The 12,150-nt window shown below is 49.6% G+C and carries 10 protein-coding genes; all 10 read right to left on the minus strand.

The features are described from left to right. Positions 1-36 precede the first annotated feature (36 nt). Positions 37-1,302, minus strand: coding sequence for a histidine--tRNA ligase (gene hisS / locus BUB85_RS01770; protein ID WP_073104254.1), 1,266 nt, complete (start codon positions 1,300-1,302; stop codon positions 37-39). After that, the gene (gene hemZ / locus BUB85_RS01775) at positions 1,293-2,729 is read right to left on the minus strand and encodes a coproporphyrinogen dehydrogenase HemZ (protein WP_073104256.1); all 1,437 of its coding nucleotides are present in this window, start codon (positions 2,727-2,729) and stop codon (positions 1,293-1,295) included. The genes hisS and hemZ overlap by 10 nt, the downstream gene beginning before the upstream one ends. A gap of 36 nt (positions 2,730-2,765) precedes the next feature. Beyond that, positions 2,766-3,392, minus strand: coding sequence for an MBL fold metallo-hydrolase (locus tag BUB85_RS01780; protein WP_073104257.1), 627 nt, complete (start codon positions 3,390-3,392; stop codon positions 2,766-2,768). A gap of 5 nt (positions 3,393-3,397) precedes the next feature. Continuing rightward, positions 3,398-5,704, minus strand: a complete 2,307-nt coding sequence (locus BUB85_RS01785; RefSeq protein ID WP_073104258.1) for a RelA/SpoT family protein — start codon at positions 5,702-5,704, stop codon at positions 3,398-3,400. A 54-nt stretch (positions 5,705-5,758) separates the two neighbouring features. Beyond that, positions 5,759-7,471, minus strand: a complete 1,713-nt coding sequence (gene recJ, locus BUB85_RS01790) for a single-stranded-DNA-specific exonuclease RecJ (RefSeq protein ID WP_073104260.1) — start codon at positions 7,469-7,471, stop codon at positions 5,759-5,761. A gap of 74 nt (positions 7,472-7,545) precedes the next feature. Continuing rightward, positions 7,546-9,789 (minus strand): protein translocase subunit SecDF, encoded by a 2,244-nt coding sequence (locus BUB85_RS01795; RefSeq protein WP_073104262.1) that lies wholly within the window; start codon positions 9,787-9,789, stop codon positions 7,546-7,548. Between the two features lie 26 nt (positions 9,790-9,815). Then, entirely contained in the window at positions 9,816-11,207 is a 1,392-nt protein-coding gene (scfB, locus tag BUB85_RS01800; protein WP_073104263.1) for a thioether cross-link-forming SCIFF peptide maturase, read from the minus strand. Positions 11,208-11,340: 133 nt separating this feature from the next. Next, positions 11,341-11,484, minus strand: a complete 144-nt coding sequence (scfA, locus tag BUB85_RS01805; RefSeq protein ID WP_073104265.1) for a six-cysteine ranthipeptide SCIFF — start codon at positions 11,482-11,484, stop codon at positions 11,341-11,343. Between the two features lie 70 nt (positions 11,485-11,554). Then, the gene (locus BUB85_RS01810; protein ID WP_073104266.1) at positions 11,555-11,794 is read right to left on the minus strand and encodes a hypothetical protein; all 240 of its coding nucleotides are present in this window, start codon (positions 11,792-11,794) and stop codon (positions 11,555-11,557) included. A 137-nt stretch (positions 11,795-11,931) separates the two neighbouring features. Beyond that, positions 11,932-12,150 (minus strand): hypothetical protein (locus tag BUB85_RS21665; RefSeq protein WP_200803532.1); only part of this gene is annotated, 219 nt, incomplete at its 5' end.

A 12,150-nucleotide genomic window follows, 5' to 3' on the forward strand; every position in this document is an offset into this window, starting at 1 on the left:
ATGAATTAAAGTTCAAATTCATGATCCTTATTCACTCTACAGCTGGTCGATCGAATCTGCATAGCAGTCCGTCACATCCGTGTAGCCCTGCTCCGCCAGCTGTTCCTTCTGGAACTTTTTATTTTTCTTCATGTTGACGATCATGACCTGCCGGCCTGCAGCGCGTTCTTTCTTCGCCAGATCCAGCACTTTGAGCATGCCCTCTGCCGGCATCTTCTTCTCGATCAAAAATGCCTTCTTCGGCTTGGTTGTCGGAAGCTCATAGCCTCGCTCCAAAAGCAGCATGACAATTCGCTCAAACCCGATGGAGAATCCGACTGCCGGGGTATTCTGACCCGTAAATTTGCCGATCATCTCATCATAACGGCCACCGCCGCCTACAGAACCGCCAAATTCATCCATGGATATCTCGAAAATAGTTCCTGTATAATAGGACATTCCGCGCACAAGCGTAGGATCAAAGGACATCTTAAATTCTGCCTCCTTTGCGCTCTCCACGCTGGAGATGATCAATTCCAGTCCGTCTGCCGTCTCCGCGTCCAGAAAACCTTCCAGCTTCTCTTTGCAGAAGCGGACTCCCGCAACGTCGTTGGTGATCTCCTTGAACAGATTCAGATACTTTTCGACGGCATCCTTCGCATAGCCGCTCTCTTCCATCTCCGCAGCAACGCCGTCCAGACCGATCTTGTCCATCTTGTCCAGAATGATAAATACATTGTCGTAATCACTTTCCGCAAAACCGCTGTACGCCGCCATTGCTTTGAGGATCTTCCGGTCATTGATCCGGATCGTAAAATTCCTGAAGTCCAGTTTTCCAAGCAGAGTCGTCGTCGCAAGAATCAGCTCGATCTCCGCCAGATTACCCGGCTCTCCCAAAATATCAATATCGCACTGCATAAACTGACGGAAACGGCCGCGCTGCGGTCTGTCCGCTCTCCACACATTGCCCATCTGCAGAGCCTTGAACGGAGAAGGCAGTTCGTTCGCATTGTTGGAGTAATAACGGCACAGCGGCACAGTCAGATCATAACGCAGTCCTCCATCGATCAGATCCATTTCTGTCTCCGCTGTATCAAGCTTCAGCTTCTCGCCGCGCTTTAAAATCTTGAATATCAGCTTCTCATTATCCCCGCCTGATTTGCTGCACAGATTCTCAATGTGCTCCACGCAGGGCGTCTCCATGGACGAGAACCCGAAGTCCTTATATGTCTCCTTGATCAGTCCGATCACATAGTCCCTGACCTCCATCTCCCTTGGGAGCATGTCCTTCATACCCGTAACCGGTTTCTTCTTTAATGCCATAACCATTCTCCTTTTCGTTCTATCATTTCATCGATCCGAGTGATGTACTCTTCAATGTCTTTTACATTCTCAATGCGGATAATGTTGGTAGTCCGCAGTTTTCCACGGCTCTCCAGCTCTATCTTCTCCGACAGCACGATCTTTGTAGACGCTCCTGCCCCGCACGCGATGATCGATTGTTTTTCCTCCATAATCAGTATATTGTAAATTCCCGCTTTGTCAACCTTTGCATAACCAACATTTTCAAAATTTCCTGCAATATTTTTCTGCCGGTACAGGTAATAGGGCACCAGCTCCAGCCGCTTCGCGTAGTCCGAAGCGAGATCAACCATCTCCTCCAGCCTCTTCGCCTCGCGGATCTTCGTCTTCTCCTGCCCCATCCTGGCCGCCCGCTTAATGGCCAGCGAATGCACAGTCAGGCTGTCCGGCTGCATATGGACAATCTGCTCCAGTGTGTCACGCATATCACACACCTCTTCCCCCGGAAGACCTGCGATCAGATCCATATTGATGTTGTCAAACCCCAGCTCTCTCGCCGCCTCATATGCATCATAGATCTCCTGCACCGTGTGCCGCCGTCCAATCGCATCCAGCGTCTTCTGCTGCATAGACTGCGGGTTGATGGAAATTCTGGTAACCGGATGGCTTTTAAGCACCTCAAGCTTTTCTCTCGTGATGCTGTCCGGGCGTCCCGCCTCCACGGTAAATTCGATCAGATTCTCGTAGGAAAATGTCTGCTCCAGATGTGACAAAAGACGTTCCAGCTGCTGCGGATTCAGTGTGGTCGGTGTCCCGCCGCCGATGTAGATCGTATTCAGCTTTCGCTCTGCGGAAACTGTTCCGACAAAACTCAGCTCCCGACACAGCGCATCCAGATATCCGTCCACCCGATCCTCCCACTCTTCCAACGGGGAAGAACTGAAAGAACAATACGAGCAGATCGTCGGGCAAAAAGGAATCCCTATATATAAGCTGTATCCCTCCCGGTAATCCAGCCGATCCAAAAGCGCCTTCTCCCTTTTCGCAATGGCAAGCGCAAGTTCCGCTTTCTCCCCCGTCACCAGATATTCTTCCGTCATCCACTCCAGCGCATCCCGTTCTCCCGCACCGGATTCCAGGCGGCTCATGATCATCTTGGTCGGACGGATACCCGTCAGGATCCCCCACGCCAGCGGATGCCCCTGCTCCTGCCTGCAAAAATTGTATAATTGTTTGTTGACCCAGTGCTTTCTCTCTTTTTTCTCAGAAAATCCGGCGACACCGTCCGGCGCAATGGAAAAGCAAGAACCATTTTCCAGTGTCACCGACACTTCCTGTTCTTGCTTCTCGTCAACCTGTTGTTCTATCTCTTCGTTTGGAAAAAACGCTTTTGTTATATGATAGATGTCATAGGCATATAACGCATCTCTGCACTCTATTCGAATCATACTGCTCCCCGACCGGCACTTTTCCGGTTCGTCCTGTTATTTGATAAAAGGATTCCGTTCTCTCTCATATCCGATGGTAGTCTCACTTCTGTGCCCCGCATGGACGATCGTATCGTCGGGAAGCGCCATCAGTTTTTCCTTGATGGAACGAATCAGGTCTTCCGTGTTGCCCGTCGGGAAATCAGATCGTCCGACAGATCCCCAGAACAAGGTGTCACCGCTGAAAACCACGCCCTCTTTTTCCAGATAGTAACTGCAGCCGCCCGCAGTATGTCCCGGAGTGTAGAGTACCTGAATGTGAAATCCTGCGATATCAAGACATTCCATATCCTTTACATACACTGCATCCGTAAATTCAACTGCCGGGCCAAAACTCGGAGACATATTCAATTTGGCATCCCCGAGCAATTCCTTTTCTTCCTCGTGGGCATATACCGGAATCCCATATCTTTTTACCAGCTCCTCAATTCCACCGATATGATCCCCATGTCCATGTGTCAGCAGAACCGCCTTCAGAGTCAGCCCCTCTTTTTCAATGTATTCCATCACATCCTCAGAAAACACAGCCGGGTCCACGATAAAGCACTCCTTCGTATCCTGATTTCCAGCCACATAACAATTTGTTCCAATCGGTCCAATCACAAACTTCTCAATCTTAAACATCACTCTTACCCTGCTGTCCTTTCTATGTCTATTACGCCTTCTAACTGTCTTAATTTTTCCATCACTCTTCCGAGTTCTGCTCTTCCGCGCACCACGAATCCCATGTCGATGGTGGCAGTTCCTCTTTTATTCGTACGGACATTCAGCGACTTCACATCGCTCTTTTCCTCCGTGAAGATCTTCGTGATCTCCATGAGCAGTCCCTGGCGATCCTCCGCGAACATCTTGAGTTCTGCCAGATACTGTCCGCCGTCCGCCTCCTCTTCCGTGCTCTCCCACTCTGCATCAATCAGTCTGGATCGCTCCCCATCGGACAGATGCATCATATTGACACAGTCGGTTCTGTGGATCGACATGCCACGTCCTCTTGTGACAAATCCCACAATCTCATCTCCCGGCACCGGATTACAGCACTTGGAGAATCTGACCGCAATATCATCGATTCCCTTCACAACAATTCCGGTCTTCGATTTGGAGACATGGACCTTCTGGTTCCCGGCCTCTGATACCTTCTCGAGAATCTGCTCGTTGGTGATTTCCTTCTTGTGTTCCTTCTCGTATTCCTCCACCAGACGATTGACGATCTGGCCTTCCTTCAGGCCGCCGTGTCCGATTGCCGCCAGCACGGAATCCCAGTCCTTAAAGCCATATTTTTCCTGCACGATCTGCATGTATTTCGGTTTAACAATATTCGTGACATTGATCGACTTCGCCCTGCAGTATGCAGTGATCATCTCTTTGCCCCGCACAATGTTCTCTTCTTTAAACTCTTTCTTGAACCACTGATTGATCTTATTCTTCGCCTGTGTGCTCTTGACGATATTCAGCCAGTCTCGGCTCGGCCCTCTTGAGTTCTGCGAGGTCATGACCTCGATTCGGTCCCCGTTCTGAATCTTATAGTCGATGTTGACCAGCTTGCCGTTGACCCGGGCACCTACCATCTTGTTGCCGACCGCGCTGTGAATGGAATACGCAAAGTCGATCGGTGTGGATCCGTTCGGCAGATTCTTGACATCCCCGTTCGGAGTAAAACAGTATACATCTTCGGCGAACAAATCCAGATCACCCTTCAGCAGACTCAGGAACTCCCGGTTGTCAGACATATCCTTCTGCCACTCCAGAATCTGACGCAGCCAGCTGAGTTTCTCTTCCTCCTGGGTCTTGACATTCTTACTTCCGTCTCCGCTCTCCTTGTACTTCCAATGTGCAGCGATACCATACTCTGCAGTCTTGTGCATCTCCTCCGTCCGAATCTGAATCTCAAACGGCTGACCGGACGGCCCCATCAGTGTCGTGTGAAGCGACTGGTACATGTTTGGCTTCGGCATGGCAATGTAATCCTTGAAGCGTCCCGGAATCGGTGTGTACATCTCATGGATCAGTCCCAGCGCGGCATAGCAGTCCTTCACCGAATCCACGATGATTCTGACTGCGAACAGATCATAGATCTGATCCACCGTCTTATCCTGATTCACCATCTTCTTATATATACTGAAAAAATGCTTCACGCGGCCATACACCTTGCCCTTGATGTGTGCATTCGTGATGTGCTTTGAGACCTCTGCCACAATCTGCTGTACGAACTCTTCCCGCTGGGTCTTCCGCTCATTCAGATCCTTTACCAGCTGATTGTAAATCTCCGGCTGCAGATACTTCAGTGCCAGATCATCCAGTTCTATTTTGATTTTGGAAATACCAAGACGCTGTGCCAGTGGCGCATAGATGTCCATGGTCTCCTTTGCTTTTTCTTTTTGCTTCTCCGGCCGCATGAACTCCAGCGTCCGCATATTGTGAAGGCGGTCTGCCAGCTTGATGATAATGACACGGATGTCCTTCGCCATGGCCAGAAACATCTTGCGCAGATTCTCCGCCTGAACTTCCAGTTTATCGGCGGAATAGGACAGCTGCCCCAGCTTGGTCACCCCGTCTACCAAAAGCGCGACCTCGCCTCCAAATTCCTGCGTGATCTCATCCAGAGTCATCGTGGTGTCCTCCACTGCATCGTGCAGCATCCCCGCCACAATGGTCTCCTTATCCATCTCCAGATCTGCCAGAATGATTCCGACCCAGAGCGGATGGATAATATAAGGCTCGCCGGATTTTCTCTTCTGCTCCGCGTGCGCCTCGGATGCGATTTTGTATGCCTTGTCCAGCATGGAGATATCGGCGGATGGGTGATACTTTCTTACACGCGCAACCAGTGCGTCATAAAGCTGCTTCGGATCCTGATAGTCCTCCGGTGCCTTGACCGCATGGCCGTCCACGATTTCAAGATTTTCATTCAATAGTTTATACTCTGTAGTTCCCGGCATACCCATTCCTCCTCGTGCAAGTAAATATCTAAATATCTTTAAGTATAACACACCTTATTGATAGTTGACAATTGTAATCTGAATTGTTCTGTTCCCTTTGTATTCGTTGATTCCGGGGTAAAATGTGACTGCAATCCGCTCATGCGCATTCATATATTCCAGGCATGCCTTCACATCGCCAAAATAAACTGCGTCCATCTCCACTCCATCTCTGCTTTGAAGGCGGCATTTTAACACATTCTGGTTCACGCCCAGAATGCGCGGGTGGATTGCCCGCACCTCCCGCTCCGCAAACAACGGCTTGGGATTGCCTTTTCCGAAGGGTTCCAGCACTTTCAGCTCCTCGATCAGATGTTCCGTGATATAGGCAAACGGCAGCTGCATATCAATGGAAATCTTCTCCACAAGATCCTCCGGTGTCAATCCAGTCTGTTCGTTCAGCAGAATGCGCAGTCTGTCCACCTGCTCCTCCTTCAAAGACAGCCCCGCGGCCATCTTGTGTCCGCCGAACCGCGTGAGCAGTTCCCTGCATTTACTCAGTTCCTCGAACATATCGTAGTTCGGAATCGAGCGGCCCGAACCCTTGACCCCGTCTTTCCCCTTCGTCAGCACATAGACCGGCTTATAATACCGCTCCCGGAGTTTTCCCGCCACGATTCCTGCGATGCTCTCGTGGCAGTCCGGCAGGAACACCACCAGCACCTTGTCCTGGCCTAACGGCGTGGACTCTACCAGCTCCACCGCCTCCTCCAGATTTTTTGCCGTCATCTCTTTCCGGCTGTCATTGAGTGCCTTCAGGTCGCCGGCAAGAAGAGCCGCCTCCTTTTTCGAGTTTGAACTCAGCAGCTCCAGTGCCCGCTTCGCCGTGTCCAGGCGCCCGCCGGCATTGATGCACGGTCCCAATACGAATCCGATGTGATAAGCAGACAGATGCTCCACGTCGATATTTGTGCATTCCATCAGTGCTCTCCACCCCGGATTCTTCGTCCGCTTGAGCATCTCCAGGCCCTGCCTGACAAAGATCCGGTTCTCATCGACCAGATCCATCACATCACCAATCGTTGCCACCGCAACATTTTCCATCAGATAATCGATTTCTTCCTCGTCCTTTCCCAACGAATCATACAGTGCCTGCATCAGCTTATAAGCCACCGCAGCCCCGCACAGCCCCTGGAACGGATATGTACAGTCCACCTGTTTCGGATCCACCACCGCATCCGCCGGTGGCAGAATGTATTTCCTGCCTTCCTCCGTCTCCTCATAAGGAACCTCGTGATGATCCGTCACAATAATCGTCAGCCCCTGGCTCTTTCCGTAAGCAATCTCCTCCCCGGCTGCGATGCCGTTATCGCAAGTGATGATCGTGTCAATTCCGTCCTCGATTGCCCGGTTGATCAAGGTGCGGTTCAATCCATACCCGTCACGGATCCGATCCGGAATATCCGTATCGACGACTGCCCCCAGGCCTTCCAGCCCCTCCTGCAGGATATAGGTTGCATTGACCCCGTCGATATCATAATCCCCGATTACACGGATCTGCGCTCTGCCCTCGATTTTTTCGGTCAGGATATCCACCGCCCGGTCCACGTCCTTAAGCAGCATTCCATCATTCAATTCCGCAATTGTCCCATTCAGATACAGGTCGATATTCTCATCCCCGACCACATTCCGGTTCCTGATCAGTCTTGCCACAATCGGCGAGATGTGATATCTGGCTGCTATCCCCTGAAAATCAGCTTTCTTCATCGAAACAAACCAATTTCCCATACACGTTCCTCCACTCTCTATAACGTAACAGAGCCGTTACAAAATGTAACAGCTCTGTCTGTTTTTATTTTCTTTTATTTCTTTGTTACCCATTTTGTCTTCATCACATACCATAATGCACCGGTAATACATACAGATGAGTATGCACCACACACAAAACCTACGATCAGCGGCAGCGCAAATTCACGGATAGAGCTCACGCCTAATACATAAAGTACAACTACCATGACAATTGTTGTAAATGAAGTGTACATGGTTCTTGTCAGTGTTCTTGTAATACTTCTGTTTACGATCAATTCCAGATCTTCCGCACGTTTCTTCGTCTTTAATTCCTCACGGATACGGTCGAAGATAACGATGGTCGCGTTGATGGAATATCCAACGATCGTCAGCATACACGCGATGAACGTATTACCTACCGATACACGCACCGCCGCATAGAAGGCGAGTACCACCAGCACGTCATGCAGCAGAGCCAGCACGGCACTTCCTGCAAAACGGATATCCTTGAATCGGAACCAGATGTAGATCAGCATACAGATGGTTGCAATCAGCACTGCGAAAATCGCATCCTGACGCATCTCGGAGCTTACTGTTGAGCTGATGTTTTCCGAAGTAATCTTGGTCTCATCTACTTTAAAGCTGTCGACCATAGCCTTGTTGAAGGCCTCTCTGGTCTTCAGATCCAGTGTTGCGGTTTTAAAGATCACCTGGTCGGTGTCCTGAACCTTCTGAACCTGAACATTCTTGTCCCCGGTCACGTCCTCGATAATCGGAACGATATTTTTGTCAATCTCTTCCAGTGAATATTGTTCATTGAATGTTACATTCGTCGAAGTACCACCCTTGAACTCCAGGCTGTAGTTGAGCATTCCATTTCCACTTCCCGCATTGATTCCCATAAACACGAATCCCGCAAGAACCACAGCGGTCGACGCAGCAAAGAAAATCTTTTTCTTCCCCAGGAAATTGATTGGCTCTCTCTCTTTTTTCGGTCTGCCGTACGCCTTAGGTGAACGGATACCGACCGCATAAAATGCAAAAATAATCATTCTGGAAATCACAAGTGCCGTGAACATGGAAATCACAATACCGAGTGCCAGTGTCTGTGCAAAGCCCTTCACCGTTCCGGTACCTCTCAGCCACAGTACCGCCGCAGCGATCAGTGTCGTGATATTGCCGTCGACGATCGCGGACAATGCCTTCTGGAATCCGGCCTTCAGGGATGTCAGCACAGATTTTCCGGCCGTCAGTTCCTCCCGCACACGGGCAAATATAATAACGTTCGCATCCACGGCCATACCGATACCGAGTACGATACCGGCGATACCCGGGAGGGTCAGTGTAATGTCAAATGCATTCAGAGATACCAGAACCAGACCTGTGTACACCAGAAGTGCAAGACTGGCAGCAAATCCCGGGAGCAGATATACCCCGCACATAAACACAAACACAATTGCAAGACCGATTGCTCCGGCCAGCAGACTTGTGCTGATTGCCTCTTCACCGAGCTGCGCTCCTACCACGTTGGAACGAAGTTCTTTTAATTCCAGATTCAGCCCACCGATACGGATCGTAGAAGCAAGACTGTCTGCCTCCTCAAATGAATTCTGTCCGCTGATCTGCGCCTCTCCGCCCTCAATCGGTTCATTTACCTTCGGCACGCTGACGAATGCACCGTCATAGTAGATACCGATGGTCTCCCCGCTGTTGTAAGCTGCTGTCGTCGCGTCTGCAAATTTCTTTGTTCCATCATCAGTCAGCGTCAGATCTACCACATATTCTTTGGCAGAATTTGAATCCTTCTGTGTTGTGACAGCCTTGGCATTCTTCACATCGGTACCGGTCAGTACGATGCTGCCGTCCTTCTGCAGCTCTTCGATCGTCTTGCTGAGCGTATAACCGGATTCCGCAGTAGAATCTGCAGTGTAGTTTGCCGCTCCTGTGCTGTCAGTCTGTGCAATAAAATACAGTGTACCCGGTTGTCCCAGTTCTTCCAGAACCGCATTGGCATCCTTTACGCCGGGAATCTCGATACTGATACGGTCATCGCCTTCCTGATAAACCGTCGCCTCTGTGCTGTACTGCTCCACACGCTTCTGGAGTTTATAGATCGTGTCACTCATATCCTCATCAGATGGATTCTTATCCACCGTCTGGTAAGTGATACTCACTCCGCCTTCCAGGTCCAGACCGAGCTTGATATTCTTTGACGCGCCTGTCTCACCTTTTCCAAATCCCACTATCGTCGTAAAGCCGAGCAGTGCAATCAATGCAACCGTAACGATCAGGCTAACGACTCCTTTACTTTTCTTCATGACTTACTTCCTTTCATTCGCTTAATCTACTCTGCAAGTGCTGCTTTCATCATAATCGCACATTCCACACGTTTTCGTTCCATCTCACAGCCCACCTCATATGTATCGTGAATCGTGCCATGGAATTTATATGAATTTGCCATACAGCCACCGCTGCAATAGAATCTGGCAAAACAGTTCTTACATTTGTCTTTGGAATACACACTGCAGCTTCTGAACTCATCTGCGATCTCAGGCCGCTTGATGCCTTCATCTACGTTCCCCATCAGGAAATCATCCTCGCCCACAAACTGGTGACAGGGATACAGATCTCCCCACGGCGTAACCGCCAGATATTCTGTTCCGGATCCGCAGCCGGACAGCCGCTTGTATACACAGGGGCCACCCTCCAGATCGATCATAAAATGGAAGAATGTAAATCCATTTCCAGACTTTTCGCGCTCTATCATAATTTTTGCAAGCTTATCATACTCCGCAAAAATCTGTGGGAGATCTTCCTCACGGATCGCATAAGAGTCCGTCTCCGGACCGACCACAGGCTCAATGGACATCTGCTTAAATCCAAGATCTGCGAAGTGAAGGATATCATTTGAAAAATCCAGATTGTTTCTGGTAAATGTTCCTCTTATATAGTAGCGTTCCTGATTTCTGCTCTCCGCAAGTTTTTGGAATTTCGGCACGATCAGATCATAGCTGCCCTTCCCGTTACGGAATGGCCGCATGGTGTCATTGACTTCCTTCCGTCCGTCAAGGCTGATGACAACGTTGTCCATCTCCCGGTTGACGAACTCCTGAATCTCATCGTTGAGCAGAACGCCATTCGTGGTCACAGTAAAACGAAAATGCTTGTCATAAAGTTTTTCCTGTTCTCTCCCGTATGCTACCAGGTCTTTTACCACCTGCCAGTTCATCAGAGGCTCACCGCCAAAGAAATCCACTTCCAGATTTCTTCTGCTTCCGGAATTGGCAATCAGGAAATCCAGCGCTTTCTTTCCAACCTCGAATGTCATGAGCGCTTTCCTTCCGTGGTACTCGCCCTCTTCCGCAAAACAGTATCGGCATGCCAGATTGCAGTCATGCGCAATATGCAGACACAATGCCTTTACCACCGTCTTTCTCTCCTTGACCGCATCGACGAAGCCCTCGTACACATCCTTCGTGTAAAGCCGGCCGCCCTCAGTCAATTCGATCACATCCTCAAGGATGTCCTCTAAGTCTTCTTTTCTGTAAATCTGTCCAAGCTTGTCTTTTAAATATGTAAAGGTCGTCTCATCCTGCAGCGTCTCCACCGTGTGCTCCGGATTCAGTCCCGTGAGACATTCGATCACATCGTAAGCACTCTGGTCCACCACATGGACCGCTCCGCTGTTCACATCAAGGACAATATTATATCCGTTATTCTGGTACTGATGAATCACTTCTAGTACCCCTCTTTCTATTTCATTTACCTGCTGCACTCCGTTCACCCGATAATGACGGTTCAACAAGCATAAAGCAGCGACCTTAGGCCGCTGCCTTTTCTTTTCAGTTTAAATTGTAAACATACACCGATTATTTCTTGTTTTCACAGGTCTGGTTTCCTACTGTACAAGAAGTCTTGCAGGCAGACTGACATGATGTCTGACACTCTCCACATCCACCTTTTTTCACTGTATTGTTCAATGTCTGTTCATTCAATGTTTTAATATGTTTCATGTTCGCTCCTCCTTTAATCACTTCTGCCGTATAGTATAACACAAGTATCTGCGTTTTTAAAGAGAAATCTTCAAGAAATCTTCGGCCATTCATACTGCCGCAGGGTGATTTCCAGCTCGTCTGCCAGCTCCGGAGTCAGTTCCACCTCTCCGTCAACAAGAATGCCTTCCCCGCGCGGAACCAGTCTGCACTTTCTCCACGACTCTCCCGCCTGCATATCCACACTCTTCCTCAGATCCAGCACTTCCCAATCCTCACCGTTCTCCAACCCCCACTGACCATTCCGGTACTTCAGATATCCACTCACCATCTCATCACCTCATATCACCATTCTCTCATATTCATCTACTTCATCTACACACCAGAACATTGTCTGCTGCTCACAGCCATAATATGACACGGACACTCACAGTTGCCCCACTGCCTGTCCATATACGTTCTATATCTCTACTGCTTTTCAGGTGAATCTTTTATCTTTTTCCAAAACGGGCTGTCGAACGAAAAAAGACACCGCACCCCGGTATTCAGGGGCACAGCATCCCGCTCATCCACACTATTCAATACGCACAAAAAAGACACACTCAGAGGTCTGTCTGTCTGTCTGTCTGTCTGTCTGTCTGTCTGTCTGTCTGTCTGTCTGTCTGTCTGTCTGTCTGTCTGTCTGTC

The organism is Hespellia stercorisuis DSM 15480 (assembly GCF_900142165.1).
GTDB lineage: Bacteria > Bacillota > Clostridia > Lachnospirales > Lachnospiraceae > Hespellia > Hespellia stercorisuis.